Annotated in this window: 14 protein-coding genes and 1 pseudogene; 5 read left to right on the forward strand and 10 right to left on the reverse strand. The window is 27.5% G+C overall.

Features of this window, described 5'->3' with window-relative positions; genetic code table 11:
* Positions 1–3: 3 nt before the first annotated feature.
* From CSBG_RS13810 to CSBG_RS13820, 3 genes are all read right to left on the reverse strand, one after another.
* Positions 4–609, reverse strand: a complete 606-nt coding sequence (locus CSBG_RS13810) for a sugar transferase (protein ID WP_008680493.1) — start codon at positions 607–609, stop codon at positions 4–6.
* An 18-nt stretch (positions 610–627) separates the two neighbouring features.
* Positions 628–2,496 carry a nucleoside-diphosphate sugar epimerase/dehydratase gene (locus CSBG_RS13815; RefSeq protein ID WP_008680494.1) on the reverse strand — a complete coding sequence of 623 codons (1,869 nt, stop codon included), beginning with the start codon at positions 2,494–2,496 and terminating at the stop codon, positions 628–630.
* 111 nt (positions 2,497–2,607) lie between these two features.
* Positions 2,608–4,032, reverse strand: a complete 1,425-nt coding sequence (locus CSBG_RS13820) for an oligosaccharide flippase family protein (protein WP_008680495.1) — start codon at positions 4,030–4,032, stop codon at positions 2,608–2,610.
* A 176-nt stretch (positions 4,033–4,208) separates the two neighbouring features.
* On the opposite strand from CSBG_RS13820, the gene CSBG_RS13825 reads away from it, so the two are divergent.
* Positions 4,209–5,051, forward strand: coding sequence for a hypothetical protein (locus tag CSBG_RS13825; RefSeq protein WP_008680496.1), 843 nt, complete (start codon positions 4,209–4,211; stop codon positions 5,049–5,051).
* Positions 4,999–5,985 (forward strand): hypothetical protein, encoded by a 987-nt coding sequence (locus tag CSBG_RS13830; RefSeq protein WP_008680499.1) that lies wholly within the window; start codon positions 4,999–5,001, stop codon positions 5,983–5,985. The genes CSBG_RS13825 and CSBG_RS13830 overlap by 53 nt, the downstream gene beginning before the upstream one ends.
* 170 nt (positions 5,986–6,155) lie before the next feature.
* On the opposite strand, the gene CSBG_RS13835 is transcribed toward CSBG_RS13830, so the two are convergent.
* Entirely contained in the window at positions 6,156–8,024 is a 1,869-nt protein-coding gene (locus CSBG_RS13835) for a cell wall-binding repeat-containing protein (RefSeq protein WP_242825280.1), read from the reverse strand.
* A 195-nt stretch (positions 8,025–8,219) separates the two neighbouring features.
* On the opposite strand from CSBG_RS13835, the gene CSBG_RS13840 reads away from it, so the two are divergent.
* Positions 8,220–9,773 carry a cell wall-binding repeat-containing protein gene (locus CSBG_RS13840; protein WP_008680504.1) on the forward strand — a complete coding sequence of 518 codons (1,554 nt, stop codon included), beginning with the start codon at positions 8,220–8,222 and terminating at the stop codon, positions 9,771–9,773.
* An 86-nt stretch (positions 9,774–9,859) separates the two neighbouring features.
* Positions 9,860–10,864, forward strand: a complete 1,005-nt coding sequence (locus CSBG_RS13845) for an LCP family protein (protein WP_008680505.1) — start codon at positions 9,860–9,862, stop codon at positions 10,862–10,864.
* Between the two features lie 33 nt (positions 10,865–10,897).
* On the opposite strand, the gene rfbB is transcribed toward CSBG_RS13845, so the two are convergent.
* The 4 genes from rfbB to CSBG_RS13865 are packed head-to-tail and all read right to left on the reverse strand — an operon-like array spanning position 10,898 to position 14,947.
* A complete protein-coding gene (gene rfbB / locus CSBG_RS13850) occupies positions 10,898–11,947 on the reverse strand; it encodes a dTDP-glucose 4,6-dehydratase (protein ID WP_008680506.1) in 1,050 nt (349 codons plus the stop codon).
* A gap of 5 nt (positions 11,948–11,952) precedes the next feature.
* Positions 11,953–12,822, reverse strand: a complete 870-nt coding sequence (rfbA, locus tag CSBG_RS13855) for a glucose-1-phosphate thymidylyltransferase RfbA (protein WP_008680507.1) — start codon at positions 12,820–12,822, stop codon at positions 11,953–11,955.
* Positions 12,823–12,834: 12 nt separating this feature from the next.
* Complete coding sequence (locus CSBG_RS13860; protein ID WP_008680508.1) at positions 12,835–13,947, reverse strand: DegT/DnrJ/EryC1/StrS family aminotransferase; 1,113 nt, start codon at positions 13,945–13,947, stop codon at positions 12,835–12,837.
* Complete coding sequence (locus CSBG_RS13865) at positions 13,937–14,947, reverse strand: NAD(P)-dependent oxidoreductase (RefSeq protein ID WP_008680509.1); 1,011 nt, start codon at positions 14,945–14,947, stop codon at positions 13,937–13,939. Before CSBG_RS13865 ends, CSBG_RS13860 begins: the two co-directional genes overlap by 11 nt.
* Positions 14,948–15,070: 123 nt before the next feature.
* Here CSBG_RS13865 and CSBG_RS18380 point away from each other — a divergent pair.
* Positions 15,071–15,166: pseudogene (locus tag CSBG_RS18380) on the forward strand (IS6 family transposase); the annotation flags it as partial.
* A gap of 320 nt (positions 15,167–15,486) precedes the next feature.
* On the opposite strand, the gene CSBG_RS13870 reads toward CSBG_RS18380, so the two are convergent.
* Both CSBG_RS13870 and CSBG_RS13875 read right to left on the reverse strand, forming a co-directional pair.
* Positions 15,487–16,440, reverse strand: a complete 954-nt coding sequence (locus CSBG_RS13870; RefSeq protein ID WP_008680510.1) for a hypothetical protein — start codon at positions 16,438–16,440, stop codon at positions 15,487–15,489.
* Entirely contained in the window at positions 16,440–17,150 is a 711-nt protein-coding gene (locus tag CSBG_RS13875; protein WP_008680511.1) for a WbqC family protein, read from the reverse strand. Before CSBG_RS13875 ends, CSBG_RS13870 begins: the two co-directional genes overlap by 1 nt.
* Positions 17,151–17,264 lie beyond the last annotated feature (114 nt).

A 17,264-nucleotide genomic window follows, 5' to 3' on the forward strand; every position in this document is an offset into this window, starting at 1 on the left:
CCTTTATAAACATTTTATTATTGTCTTAAAAATTAAAGAAATATCAAAAATCAAATTACTTTTTTCAATATATTCTAAATTTAACTTAAGCTTATCTTTCATGATTACATTTATATAATATTCTTCTGGATTATCTACCTTCCCCAAAATATCATTTTCATCTTTATATCTTAAAGATGCTAAATCCGTTATACCTGGTCTAACTTTCAAAACTCTTCTTTCTAATTCTGTATATAACTCTACATATTTAGGAACCTCTGGTCTTGGTCCAACTAAGCTCATATCACCCTTTAAAACATTAAATAATTGAGGAAGTTCATCTATTTTATATTTTCTTAAAAAAGCTCCTACTTTAGTAATTCTATTATCTTTTCCTACTGTAATTTGCTTTCCAAGTTTTTCTGCATCACTTACCATTGTCCTAAACTTATAAATATAAAATGGAATTCCATTTTTTCCTATTCTCTTTTGTAGAAAAAGAATATCTCCCTTAGAATCTATTTTTATAGCTATTGCTACTATTAACAGTATTGGTGATAGGATTATTATACCTAACAAAGAAGCTAAAAAATCAAATATTCTTTTTATAATCTCATTAATCTTTTTCATTTCTTCTCCCTTTACGTTTTAATCAACTATTTCATTATCAGTTATTGCTACTTCATTCACTTCACTGGGTTCTTTATAAGTTGGCACTATTTGCTTTAACTTTTCTTTTACTTTTTCTTCATCGTTTTCTTCTAATATATATTTTAAATCAAATAACTTCTTTCTTAAATTATCAATGCTATCAAAGGTTGGTCTTCCTATATATATCTTTCTATGATTTGTATTTAAAAGTCCTTCTTCACTCATTAATAATTCTTCATATAACTTTTCTCCCGGTCTTAATCCAGTAACCTTTATTTTTATATCTCTATGTGGCTCTAATCCAGATAACTTTATTAAATCAATTGCTAAATCATAAATCTTAACAGGCTTTCCCATATCTAAAATAAAGATTTCTCCCCCTTTAGCAAAACCACCAGCTTGAAGTACAAGTTGTGCAGCTTCAGGTATAAGCATGAAATATCTTGTTATATTCTTATGAGTTACAGTAACTGGTCCACCATTTTTTATTTGATTTTTAAATAAAGGAATTACAGATCCATTACTACCTAATACATTACCAAATCTAACTGCAACAAATTCAGTATTGCTGATTGTGTTATATGATTGTATTATCATCTCACATAATCTTTTTGTCGCTCCCATTATATTAGTAGGATTTACGGCTTTATCAGTAGAAATAAGAACAAACTTTTCAATTTCCTTTTCATTAGATATATTAACTAAATTTAATGTCCCAAAAACATTATTCTTAATTGCCTCTTTAGGACTATCTTCCATTAGCGGAACATGTTTATGGGCTGCTGCATGGAATACAACATTTATATTATATCTATCAAATATTTCTCTTAATCTATCCTTATCTCTTACAGATCCAATCAATACTTTTATATTTAAATTAGAATAATCGTGTTTTAATTCATTTTGAATATCATAAACAGTATTTTCGTATATATCAAAAAGAATTAAAAGTTTTGGTCCAAACTGAGCTATTTGTCTGCATAATTCAGATCCTATTGACCCTCCTGCACCAGTAACTAAGACTACCTTATTATTTAAATAATCAGAAATTCCCTTGTTATCTAAAACAACAGGCTCTCTTCCAAGTAAATCTTCAAGTTCTACATCTTTTATCTTACTAACTGTGGCTTCTCCAGATATTATTTCATAAATACCTGGTATTATTTTTATTTTACAATTAGCTTTTTTACAAATATCTAAAATTTCTCTTTTATTTTCATTATCAATAGATGGGATAGCAATAATTATTGTATCTATTTCTCTCTCTTCTGCTAACCTTATTATATCTTTTCTTTTTCCTTCTACCCTTACACCACTTATTCTTTTACCCTGCTTAAAGTCTGCATCATCAATTAAAAGAATTGGATTTAGTTTAAGATTTCTTCTTGCAAGCATTTCATTAATAATCATAGTTCCAGCTGATCCAGCCCCAATAATCATTACCCTTTGTTGATCCTTTGAATACTTATACGGAACATATAATAATGTTCTTCTATAAACTCTATATAATACCCTATATCCAAGAACAAAAATACATGTAAGCATAGTGCCAATAACACAAACATTTAATGGTATAGTAGCACCTATACTTCTAGTATATAATATAACTAAAGCTCCTGCTAAAATTCCTCCACCAGCACCCAATAAAAATTCATCAGTTCCTGTTAGGTGCCAAAGAGAACTGTACATTTGAAATAAGATAAAGCATACTAAATATATTATTGTAACAATAACCACATCTTTTTGATATATAGTAGATATTTCAGTAAATCTTTCATAAAAAGTAATATTTATTGATAATAAATATGCCATATTTACCATAAAAATATCTATTATTACTAATATAAAAGTTCTTAGCTTATTCATATTCTTCTTCTCCCAACATTTATTTAATTAATTTTCAAACTTCTATTAACTTCTACAATTATACTACTAATGGAGATATATTGTCCATATTACCGGAATTGCGTTAACTTATTATTTATTTTTCCCTTTAAGCATTGACTTTATTATAGTAAAAAAATCTTTAATAACATTTTTATACATAAACAATACAACAAATGTACTTAATATAGTAACTACTAATATTATTGTATTAAATTTATAAATACTTGATATAGTAGCTAAAACATAAACAGAAATAACACTTATAAAAAACTTAGCATATTTAACTTCCACCTTGTATAACTTATTCCCAAAATACGATCTAGTTACAAAGAAAACAACATAAGCTAATCCTGTTGAAATAGCTGCACCCTTTGCTCCCAAATAAGGAACTAAAATTAAATTTCCTATTATATTTGTAACTGCAGATGATACTGCTATGTAAATATGATATTTAGTTTTCTTTTTAAAATTAATTCCTAAAACAGTTGTTTCAGATATAGTGTACATAATTGGCATTAATACTAAGAAAGGAAATATAAATTGAGCTCCTTCATAGTTTTTACCTAGTATTATTATTAATAAATCCTTTGTAGCTATTAAACCTATTGCTATAATAAGCATAAAGAATGATACAATTTCATTAATATTACTAAAAAACTTTCTATCTTCAGGATTGGTATGATATTTATCATAAGCAACTGGTACCCAAAAAGTAGTAAAAGCTCCTTGTACAGTATTTAATATAGAAATTATGTACATTGCTCCACCATATAATCCAAGTTGAGTATAATCACTAAAAAGCTGTATTGATATCCTATCTATTGATTGAAACACCCAAGTTATAGCCATTGAAAAAATAAATGGCGTACCATATTTAATTAACTCTTTAGAAGATGTTTTTAACTCCTCGCCTTTTCCAAAACTAAACCAATCTTTTCTTTCTATCAGGACTGCCATTATTACCATAACTAAATTACCTAAAACAGTTGCAAGAACTAATGTCATGTAATTATTTCTAAACACATAAAATAGCAATACAACAAAAATAACAAACGCTACCTTATTAATAACACCAAGCATTGAATATGTCTTAGCCTTTTGCTTCATTCTGACATTAATCATCGCAAAATTACTTATTATACTAACAAAGCTATGAAACGCAAATAAGAATACTAAAAAAAACGAAGTTTCTTCAACCATATAATTTGAAACTTGTTTGTAGAATATTAAAAGTATTACTCCTAAACAAAAGTTTAATAATATTGGAACTTTTATAGCCCTTCTTAATAAGGCTCCTCTTTCATTTTCTTCATTAAAATATCTTACATACGCTTGATCTAGACCCATAGTTAAAATAAGAACCATCAAGCTAGTATATGTTATGAATATATCGGCTCTTCCCTTTTCATAGGGTTCTAGCATTCTTGAAACAATAGGAGTTGAAACAAGTCCTAAAATCATAACTAAGCCATTTCCTATTGCAAATTCTATAAATTTTTTAAATAATCCATTCATTCATTCACCTATCAATTTATATTTTTTCATTTTTATATAATTATAGCATATAATGTCTAATTAACAATAAATAAACCTTATACTTTTCTTAAGATTTCTTCACATATATCGACTAATATATGTATTTGCTATATAATTAATCATGATATACATTCCATTTTTTAGGAGGATTTAATATGAAAGTAATTGTATCTCACGATGTTGATAATTTAACTAGAAAGGAACATAAGAAAGATTTAATAGTCATTAAAATGATTATTCGTGCATTTCTAGAATTATTTCTCTTTAGAATAAATATATCGACATTTCTATCTAGACTAAATTGCATAATTAAAAATAATTTCACAAATATAGACAATCTAGTTGAATTTGATGTAACATACAATACAAAGGCTACTTACTTCTTTGCTACTTCAAATGATAATACACTTGCCTATAAAGCAGAAGCAGCTAAAGAACCTATACAATATATATTAAAAAACAATTTAAATGTTGGATTACATGGAATAGCCTATAATAATTTTAATGAAATGAAAAAGGAATATGATACCTTTAATTTACTTCATAATACCAAGGATATTGGAATTAGAATGCATTATCTGAGAAGGGACAACAATACTTTTTCTTATATGAAAGATATAGGATATACCTTTGATACAACAGAATATTCTAAGGAGTTAAAACAACCTTACATAACTGAAGAAGGGTTAATTGAAATTCCTTTTCATATAATGGATAGTTATTTATTTCAAGAAAATGGTCTTCAAAAATATAACTTAAAATATGCAATAGATTTTACAAAAAAAATAATAGATTTAAACTATGATAAAGATATTATTTTTAACATAAATTTACACCAAGAATACTTCTCAAATGGATGGAAGGATTGGAAAGATTGGTATATATGGCTTGTTACTTATTGCAATAGTAAAAAAATAGAATTTGTTAGCTATCAGGAGGTAGTAAATGAACTTACAGATAAATCAAATAGATATACAGAACTTAGAACTACTAGATAAATGGAACAAATTTGTTGATGAATCACCTGAAGGGACATTTTATCACAAAAGCTATTGGCTACTTAATAATATAGGGTCAAGCTTTAAAAGTGCTCAGGAATATAAATTCTTTTATTTATCAGATACAAATAAAAATTGGATTGCAGCATTTTATATTCCTACATCTAAAAAATTTGGAATAAACTTTATTGTTATGCCTCATATGACACCTTTTGGAGGCGTTATGATATCTCCAATTATTCATAAATTAACTATTTCTAAAAAAATCTCAAACATAAAAGAGATAAATGAAATATTTATAAAGGAATTAAAAAAGGAAAATTTACTTTACTATAGTTTTTCGCCAGAACATACAGACATACAACCATTTATCTGGAATAAATATATAACTTCAGTAAGATACACATATAGAGTAAATTTAGTAGATGAAAATATTCTTTGGAGTAATTTACAGGAAAAAACAAAAATAAATAAAGGAAATAAAAGCAATGTAACAGTTAAGTGGGGCTTTAGCGAATATTTAGATACTTATTTTGAACTAAATGATAAGAGCTTTAGCAGTCAAAATATAAATAACTTTGATAATATGCTTACTAAAAAATTGTTAACTGAATTAAATAAAAATAATAATTGTATTATAGGTATTATATTCGATGAAAACAATAAAGCAATTGGTGGATGCGTTCTAGCTTATGATAATAAAAGAGCTTATTATATAATGGGTGGAATCTCTAGAGAAAATAACTTTGGAATGTCTTATTTACTTTGGCAAGCCCTTTTATATACTAAAAATATACTACAGCTTCCTGTATTTGATTTTGAGGGATCTATGATACCATCAATTGAAAAATATTTTAGAAAATTTGGCGGAGAATTAACTCCTTATTACTCATTAAACAGCTTACTACTTACTATTAAAAATCATATAAAATAAATAAATTATCTAAAATGATTAATTTTAAAAATACAAATTTGTTATTTCAAAAATTATATGTTCTATAATGAAGTAAATAACACCTAATAAGAATAAATACTCTTATTAGGTGTTATTTATTTTATAATCCTCAGAAATAATTAGCCAATTCAAAATTTGAGAATTATCCTCTATTTTATAATATTTATGCCTAAATTATATAATACACTATCACTTATAATAGCTCTACTTCCTAAAACATATACCTTATCTAAATTAGGTCTTATTGATTTCATAAGCTCTTTCACATCTGGCTCTGCAGAATTAAGATTTGATAATACAACAAATCCAGAGTTCTTTCCTGCAAGTGCAGATACAGATAACGCATCAGGGAAATCTAATCCGGATGCTATATATAAGTTACTAAGATTTAAGCTAGATTTAAACTTATTAAAGATATTCTTATTTGTTTCGTATCTATTTTTCCCACCAAGTCTTTCCACTTTTGAAAGTTTACTAGCAACATTATCAGATACAGCACCACTTGAACCTATAATATAAGTCTTACTTGTATTTAATCCATTTAAATAATTCAATACTTCACTAGGAAGTTGATTTTTTTCTGTTAGTAATATAGGCATATTTCTTGTTGCTGCAACTGATGATATTGATAAACCATCAGCAAAGTCTAATCCACTTACTATTGAAACCTCACCAGAACTATTTCCTACTTGCTTTGCTATTTCAACTGAAGTTTCATATCTATTTTTCCCACCAAGTCTTTTGCTACTTATACCTTGCGCTGAAAGCTCACTTTCAAATGATGAAGGTATAACTCCAGTCCCACCTACTAAAAATACAGTCTTTACACCCTTAGATTTCAATAAATTTAAAAGTGTTTGTTGATTCTTCAAGGAAGTATTTTCAGCTAATACTATAGGTGCATTATACTTAGTAGCTAAGGGGGTTGCACATAAAGCATCTGGATAATCTAAACCTGGAGCTATAACAGCATATTCTGAACTACTCCAACCATTTTTAAACAGTTCATAAGATGTTTCATATCTATTACTTCCATATATTCTATTAGCTACTAATGGATTACTATTATATAAGTAATCTAACGCTCCATCTAACATGGCATTTATAAGCTTTTCTTGATAGTTCCAACTTTTTAAATTATTAGCCTCGTTTACATTTGTTAAAAAACCACATTCAACTAAGCTTGCTGGCATATTAGTTTCTCTAACTACATGGAAATCCTCCCATTTAGCTCCTCTATCTACTGCACCAGTGTAACTAATTAATTTGTTTTGAATACTTTCTGCTAAAGGCTTGTCTATGTCTTTCTTATAGAAAGTTTCTATTCCTGAAGCACTGGTAGCTCCTGCAGAATTTATATGTATTGAAATAAAAATATCTGGATTTACATTATTAGCACCCTTACTTCTATCTTCTAGCGACACATATACGTCTGAAGTTCTACTCATTATTACCTTTATTCCATTTGCCTCAAGTTTACCTTTAAGTCTAAGACCATAATTTAAAACTATATCTTTTTCTACTATTCCATTACCTTGAGTACCAGGATCATATCCACCATGACCAGGATCAATATAAACAACATATTGTGAATTTGCTCTTGATTCTAAATTGTTTATAGATCTTACATTTACACTTTTCATAGAAGAATATACTTCTTTTATATAATATGTTTCATCCTTTTTACCAACAATAAATGTCGTACCTTCTTTTATTCCAGTTAATTTATTATTTTCTACTTTGACAATCTCTTCATTTTCAGAGTTCCATATTACTCCTTGATACTTCTCAGAATCAACAAGGTCAATTTCCTCACCAATATAAATATACATCCCATCATCAAATACTACATTTGCTTCTCCATATTTAGAGACAATTTTCTTTAATTCTTGTTCTATCCTTTTAGAACTATTTTCATAAGCATGTGTTTTTGTGTCAAATAAAGGTGAAACAAGATTAAAAATTAGTGCAAATACTACTATATATCCTATAATCTTTAAAGTTTTATTCTTTCCCAAGATCCCCATCCTTTCTTCTCTTCATTTTTTTATTTATATTAAACTTTACATAGTATAATTATATATTATCGAAATAAATACTTCAAGAAATCCTGGTGATAAAATGAAGTAAATACTATGCGAATTATGTAAATTATATAATATTAGATTATAATATGTTATAATTTATATTATTTACTAGATTGGAGTTTTAAAATGAAAAAAAATTTTTTAAAGACGCTAATATTATCACTATCTTTTATATCTATTTCAACTTTTTCTGTACAAGCGTTCCCCATAAATTATGTAGCTGGAAAAAATAGATACGAAACAGCAGCATTAATTGCTGATAAATTACAGTACTCTTCAGCTATATTAGTTAATGGACTATCTTTAGTTGATGGTTTATCAGCAAGTGGCTTAAGTGGAACCTTAGACGCACCAATATTACTTACTGAAACAAATAATATTCCAGACTCTACCTTAAAAAGAATTGAGAAAGTAAAAACTATATACTTAGTAGGTGGCGAAGGTGTAATATCAAAAAATATAGAAGATAAGTTAAAAAAACTTGGAAAGACAATTGTTAGACTAGGAGGCAAAGATAGATTTTTAACTTCTTATTCTGTTGCTAATGAAATTGAAAAAATTAAACCTATAGAGGAAATTTACTATGTAAATGGACTAATTGGAGAAGCTGATGCTATGAGCATTGCCCCTGTAGCTGCAAACACAGGCAATCCAGTAATTTTAACTGATGGAAAAACTACTGAGTATAAAAGAAACATTAAATCTTATACAATTGGTGGAATTGGTGTTTTAAATGAATCCTTCGATAAATTCTCAGAAAGATTAAATGGAAAAAATAGGTTTGAAACTAATAAAAATGTTATAGAAAAGTTTTTTCCTAATAGAACTCATCTAAATTTAAGCAAAGCAGATGAACTTATAGATGCCTTAACATCATCAGCACTAAAAGAACCCGTAGTTCTTATAGATAATAATTCAGATAAAACAGTTATAGCTGGTACTAAAAGCTTAACTGTTTTTGGAGATATTAATCAAACAGCCATAAATAGAGCTAAAGGGTATGTTTACTCTGATAAAGTTGTATTTTATTCTCAACATCAAGACGATGAAACTATATTTGCAGGAAGTGCCATAGTAGATGCCATTCAAGCAGTTGGAGCTGAAAATGTGTATGTCGTTCTTATAAGTGATGGTGATGAAAGTGGAGTATTTAATAATCCTAGATACAGTAATCTTAGTCTGGAGAAAAAAACAGCTTTAAGAAATAATGAATTTAGAGCTGCAACAGCTCAACTAGGTATATTAGAAAAAAATTTAGTATTCTTAAATCAATCTGAAAAAAATTTAGATGAAAACCTAGTTAAAAATACCGTTTTAGATTTTGAAAGTAAATTTAGTAATGTTACGCATGTTACCCACAGTTATAAATACGATTTACATGAACAACATTTAAAAACAGGTAACATAATATACGATTTATATAAATCAGGTCAAATAAAAGATTGTAAATTCTTTGGTCGAAAGGAATTAATTCCTACAAATAATAATAGACTATTAATTGAAAGTATTTCAGATAATGAAACCGAAAAAAATAAGATTTTAAAGGCTTGTTTTGAATATAAGCTTGACAATAGAGATATGATTAGAGAAGGTATTGGTTATAAATCTGTTTCATCTTTATTTGATGCACTTACCTCTGATCCATTAAATATATCATATCAGCATGAACCAGGCCTTTAAATTATACTTATTTATTACATTTTAACACTTAAATTGAAGGCATCATTGCTTTATGATAAAATATCTACTTGAAAGGAAGTGTAACCATGTCACAAATGGAAAATAATAAATCTAAAAAAAGAAATAAAAAGAAGAAGAAAAAATCCTTAGGTTTCAAAATTTTTATAGGCTTTTTATGTGTAATACTCGCAATTGCTGTAGTTGGCGGTGGCTATGTAATAGGTCTATTAAATAAGATGGATAATATTAAATTAAACAAAGATAACTTAGGAATAGTAGAAGATGAATTTAAAGAATATGAAAATGTAAATAAAATTAAAAATATAGCTCTTTTCGGAATTGATGCAACAGATGGTGAAACTGGTCGTTCAGATTCAATTATGATAGCTACATTAGATCCTGTACACAATAAATTAAAAATTACATCTGTTATGAGAGATTCTTATGTATATATTGATGGACATGGACAAGATAAAATAAATCATGCTTATGCATTTGGTGGTCCTGAATTAGCAATTAAAACCTTAAACGAAAACTTCGGTTTAAACATAGAAGACTTTGTATCAGTTAACTTCTCATCATTACCAACAATTATAAACATTTTAGGTGGTATTGATATTGAAATAACACAAGAAGAACTCGAATATATAAATTCGTATATTGATGATATTAATGCAAAAGATGGAACTTATTCTCCACATATAAGTTATGCTGGAGTTCAACATTTAGATGGTACTCAGGCGCTTGCATATTCAAGAATAAGATATACTAGTGGTGGTGATTATGAAAGAACACAAAGACATAGAACAGTTCTTAATGCTTTGTTTAATAAATTAACAAGCACATCAGTTACATCATATAATTCACTATTAAATGAAGTTTTACCATATGTTCAAACAAACTTAAATGCAGGAGATATTCTCTCTTTAGGTACAAAAGTACTTGGAATAGGAAATAATCTAGAACAAGATAGATTTCCTCGAGATGGATATGGTGAAGGAACCATGATTGATGGAGTTTATTATTTAACTTTTGATAAAGAAGCTACTGTTAAGCAGATGAGAGATTATATATTTAATGATGTAAAATAAAAATGTTAGAGCCGGATATCGGCTCTAACATTTTTATTTATACATATTAACATAATACTTTTGATAATCACCAGAAGTAACATTATTCATCCATTCTTTATTATCTAAATACCACTTAATAGTCTTAACTATTCCAACTTCAAAAGTTGTTTCTGGATACCAGCCAAGCTCCTCTTTTATCTTACTTGGATCTATTCCATATCTTCTATCATGACCTTTTCTATCTTCTACAAATTTCTTTAAGTTTTCAGTTACTTTACTATCTACATTTTCATTGATATAATTAATAACTGTATCAACTATTTGAATGTTAGTTCTTTCATTATGTCCACCAACATTGTAAATCTCTCCAATTCTTCCGTTGTTTATAACCATATCAATTGCTTTAGCATGGTCTTCTACATATAACCAGTCTCTTATATTTAATCCATCACCATAGATAGGTAAATCCTTTAATTGTAAACAATTATTAATAAGCAGTGGTATTAACTTTTCTGGAAATTGGAATGGTCCATAATTATTCGAACATCTTGTTATGTTTATTGGCATTTTATAAGTATCTCCATATGCTTTAACCATCATATCAGATCCAGCCTTACTTGCAGAATATGGACTATGAGGATCTAATGGAGTTGTTTCCATGAAATATCCTGTTTCTCCAAGTGAACCATATACTTCATCTGTCGAAACATGTAAAAACTTAACTCCTTTTCTCCAACCATCTTCAGTTTCCCAAGCATTTTTTGCACAGCTTAATAAATTTACTGTTCCTAATACATTGGTTTTAGCAAAAACTTCTGGCTCTTTTATGCTTCTATCCACATGAGACTCTGCAGCAAAGTGAACAACATAATCTATTTCATATTTTTCAAATAATGATAATACTAATTCTGCATCACATATATCTCCTTGAACAAATATATGTCTTGAATCTCCTTCAATACTCTTTAAGTTTTCTAAGTTTCCTGCATAAGTTAATTTATCTAGGTTTATAATTCTTATATCTTTATATTTCTTAAGCATGTATAAAACAAAATTTGAGCCTATAAACCCTGCTCCGCCAGTAACTAAATAAGTTTTCATATTATCTACTCCTCATTTATTATATCCAATAAATATTTACCATATCCAGTCTTACTCATCGGTTCTGCTAGTTCTTTAACTTGTTCTTTAGAAATCCAACCTTTTCTATATGATATTTCTTCTAAACAAGCTATATATGTACCTTGAGTATTTTGTATTGCTTCTACAAAATTAGAAGCTTGTAACATCGAAGCATGTGTACCCGTATCAAGCCATGCCATACCTCTACCAAACAGTTGAACTTTTAGGCTTTTTTCTTCCATATAAAGTCTATTTAAATCTGTTATCTCTAACTCCCCTCTTTTAGAAGGTTTTAATAACTTTGCTTTTTCTACTACAGTATTATCATAAAAATATAGACCTGGAACTGCATATTTAGATTTTGGATAATCCGGCTTTTCTTCAATAGATATAACATTTTTGCTGTCATCAAATTCTACTACTCCAAAAGCCCTAGGATCATGAACAAAATATCCAAATATCATTGCTCCTTTATTTAATTTTGATGCTCTATCTAAATATCCACCTAACCCCTGTCCATAAAATATATTATCTCCTAGAATAAGTGCAACACTATCATTTCCAATAAATTGTTCCCCAATTATAAACGCTTCGGCTAGTCCGTTTGGATTTTCTTGTGTAGCATATTCAATATTTAGCCCAAGACTTAATCCATCTCCAAATAACTCCTTAAAATTTCTAATATCTCTAGGTGTAGATATTATTAAAATATCTTTAATTGCTGAAAGCATTAATACCGACATAGGATAATAAATCATTGGTTTATCATAAATTGGTACCATTTGCTTAGACATAGCTTTTGTTACAGGATATAGCCTAGTACCACTACCACCTGCTAAAATTATACCTTTCATATTATCCCTCCACTATATGAATTTCTCTTCCAAAATAATATCACATATTCTATTAACATCATCTAAAGATAAGTCAGGATAAAGTGGTAAAGTCAGAACTCTTTCCGATATAGATCTAGCAATTGGGGTTTCACTAACTTTAAAATTATCTTTATAACAATTAAAAGAATTAGTCAATGGATAGAAATATTTTCTTGCTATTATTCCTCCACTCTTTAACTTTTCAAATACTTCATCACGATTATATTTGTAATTATCAAAAACTACTGGATAATATGCATAATTGCTAATTATACCCTCTTGTGGTTTCCACACTTTTATTCCCTTAACATTCTCTAATCTAGAATTATAATTTTCTACAACTATCCTTCTCTTATTTATTTCTTCATCTACATGCCTAAGATTGCAAATTCCCATAGCTGCTTGGAACTCATTCATTTTTGAATTTCCAGCTATGTATTCAACAGATTCTGGTCCAGTAATTCCAAAATTCTTTAATTCATTTAATTTCTTTTTTAATGATTCATCATTAAAAGTGACTGCTCCCCCCTCTATTGTATTAAAAACCTTTGTAGCATGAAAACTAAACATTGAAGCATCACCAAAATTGGCTATACCCTCACCATTTACTTTAACACCAAAAGTATGTGCAGCATCATAGATAACTTTTAAATTATGCTTTTTCGCTATTCTTTCTATTTCTTTAACATTGCATACATTTCCATAGACGTGTACAGGAATTATTGCCGATGTTTTTTCTGTTATTAGTTCCTCTATCTTAGTTACATCAATTGTATAATCTTCTGAATTTATATCACAAAATACAGGAATTAGACCATTCCTAACTATCGCATGTGTAGTTGATGCAAATGTAAAAGGAGTAGTAATTACTTCTCCTGTAAGATTTAAAGCTGCTATTATACATTCTAAAGCTAAATGCCCATTTGTAAAAAGTGATATATTCTGAGATCCTAAATATTCTAATAATCTTTCTTCTAATTCCTTATGCTTTGCACCCATGTTAGTCAGCCAATGACTTTCCCATAAATCTTTTATTTCTTCAATATATTCATTGAAATTAGGCATTGATGAACGAGTAACTTGAATTAGATTATTATCTAACATTATCTTTTTCCTCTCTCAATTCAATAAATCTATTAATTTCCATCTCTTCCTTATAATCTTCAAATAATTTTAAACAGTCATATTTAGGTTCATATCCTAATTCTTCTTTTGCATTTGTAACATCCATTAAAAATCCACCACCACTAGATTTTTCTGGACGATAAATAATTTTTGATGGATTATCCTTAGGAGAGAATACTTTAATAATTGATTCTATTTGCTCCTTTAAAGTTACAGGAATTCCTGTTCCAATATTATAAAATCCATGATCTCTATTAACTTCAATAGCTTTGCATAACATTTGACTAAAATCATAAACATGAACCATATCCTTAGCATAATTAGGATCTCCCCATAACTCAATTGGCTCACTGTTTTTGGCTCTATTTATCATTTCATATACAGGACGTAATCTCTTAACACCATTCGGATGATAATATTGATACGGACTATAACTATATATTGTTGGCAGTCTAAAAATAAAACTCTTAATACCATATTCCTCATGATAGTGCCTGATTAACTCTAATGCCGTATTTTTAGATATAACATATACTGCATGATCTCCAGTATATGAAAAATTTCTTGGCAAGTCTGGCTTTAAAACTGTGTTCTTAGTATCATATAATGAAATATCAAACACAGTTTGTGTGTATAAAATTCTATCAGCTTTAACTTTTCTACAATATTCTAAAACATTGAATGCACCATTAATATTTGATTTAATATATTCAGATGGCTTATATCCATTCATATATGAAGGAATTTGTGCAGCTAGTAAAACTACTGAATGAATATCATCCTTTGGAAGATTTTCAAAATCTTCTTCTCTAGTCATGTCAACTGAATAATATTTTATTCCCATTTTGTCAAAAACACCAGTTTTTCTCCTACCTACAGCTATAATCTCATATTCATTCTTATCAAAATATTCTGTACAATATTTAGTAAAATACGATCCTACATTACCCGTAGCTCCAAAAATTATAATTTTTTTCATAATAAAACCTCCACATAAATAAATTCAATCTATTAACTTATATGAACATTACTCTTCTCAATTATATGAAATACAATAAGTTTCACTAGAACTAATTATCTCTCAGAAAATATGAAAAGAACAATGAACAAAACAAATATTAGATGACCTCATTGTCACTTAAATAAACTATATAAGTTTGTTTTATACAAGCAGGCTAATCAAAAATATCAATGTCAGAATTTATTGTCGTACAGTTAATAATCTTATTTTTATGCTTATTTTTCTCTATAACTTTATTAGATCTCATTACTCCTTAAATAAAAAAATACTCCAAGCCAAGGTGGCTGGCTTTGCTAAGAATAATATACTTAATAATCACTAGTTTACAACCGCATAAATATCTTTGATTAACCTACTTGCAAAAATATATTTTTGCAGGTCTATTTACCTTACTCAAATATAGTCAAACTTATATAATTTTCAAAGAGCGAGAATTTCTAAGATTTATTAAACTATTTTTCATATTTGCTAACATATTCTAGATTTATTTAATTATTTTAAATTATATCTATTAATTGATCCACTATAAATTGCATCTCTTCATTGCTGTATCTTTGATCACATGGAAGTGGCAATATATTGTATGCATAATCATACTCTATACTTTCTTCATATATATCATTTAATACATTAGGCCATAAAGTTGGTACATATATTTTTCGCTTTGCCAATTCCTCTCTAATGTATTTACCATTCTTTTTCACATAAAAAGGATATACAAATGGTCCAATAGGCTTTTGAAATTTCTTTTTATTATACTTATACAGCTTACTTTCTAAATAAGCATAATTTTCATCTCTTATTTTACAAACCTTTGTGTAATCAATCGCCCCAAGAATATTTCGAGTTAACTTCGACATATACTTGATTGGCTCATTCACAAAAATCTCTTCATTTTTATGAAAATCACTATAGTATTTCCATGCTACATCCTCATATCTTCCAAGTATATGTGTCATTCTATCTTTAGATAAATCAACCTCTAATTTCTCGTTCAATATTACTTCAGTAAATAAATATGCTCCATCAGGAACCCCAAAAAACTTTCTACATGTATATATTGTATCTATTCCTTTTATTGGCCTATAAAAAAAACTTTGTGCATTATCTAATATTATTTTATCAAATTTATCCCTTAGTTTTATGACTTCGTTATCATTTAATTGCCCATAGTAATTAACTATATAAATATATTCATCCTTATTAAGCTTATTATCAAATAATGGCATAAAATTAGAATCTATTCTGTACTTTTCAAATTTAATGTTATGTAACTTTAACAAATCACTTATAGAATCACAAAGGTAAAATGGTATATAAAGCTTTTTGATATCTTTTGCTTTTATTAAATATAAAAGTGCATTTCTTCCGCTATTTAATGCAATTAAATCTTTATAATATTCATTACTAACAAGCTCTTCTAAAGAAAAGTAACCTCCAATTTCCTTCATTAATTATTCACCTCAATAAGTTCATACATTTCTAGTTTATTTTTAATATCTTCTACCGAGTTAAACATCATTAAATCTATAATAGATAAATTCTCTATAAAATCATTATTAAATTGTTTATATTCAATAGTATTATTTTTCAAAAATTTTAATTTTAATTTAGCATTCATAAAATCATTATGGGAATATAATTCAATCCCACCAATTGCATTATAGTATTCATCCCCACCTAGAATTCTACATATTTCAATTACCTTATCTTGACCTTTTAATTCGGTATTTTTCTCTATATTTGATGAAAGTATTATTTCTGTATTAATTGATAAATATATGCAAATTTTTTTTATTAAGTGTTCTAAGTTCTTAGATAAATTTCTCTCACTATTATTAATAATATCTTCTATTATAGGAAAAGCCTTTTCAAAATATGGTGCTTTTTTGTAACAACTTTCTATAGTTTTTAAAAGTTTCTTATTATATACAATATCATTAGCCAATTCTATTTCATTAATTAATTTATTTGGACTAGCACCATTCATCTTTAAGTTTATTAACTTTGCTTCACCATTCATAAGAATTCTATTTCTATTTATCCACCCACCCTTTATGAAATTAACATCGTCATATATAACATATTTATCAACAGCATTAATTAACTGCCAATATCCTATATAAGGGAAAAAATATGGTTGCATTATTCCTATTTTCATTACACTTCTCCTCTTAAAATTTTACGATCTGTTAACTTATATGAACATTGATCTTCTCAAGTATAGAAAATACAATAAGTTTGACTAGAACTAATTGCCACCAGAAAAGGAGAG

It is taken from the genome of Clostridium sp. 7_2_43FAA, from assembly GCF_000158375.2.
In the GTDB taxonomy this organism is placed as follows: domain Bacteria; phylum Bacillota; class Clostridia; order Clostridiales; family Clostridiaceae; genus Clostridium; species Clostridium tertium.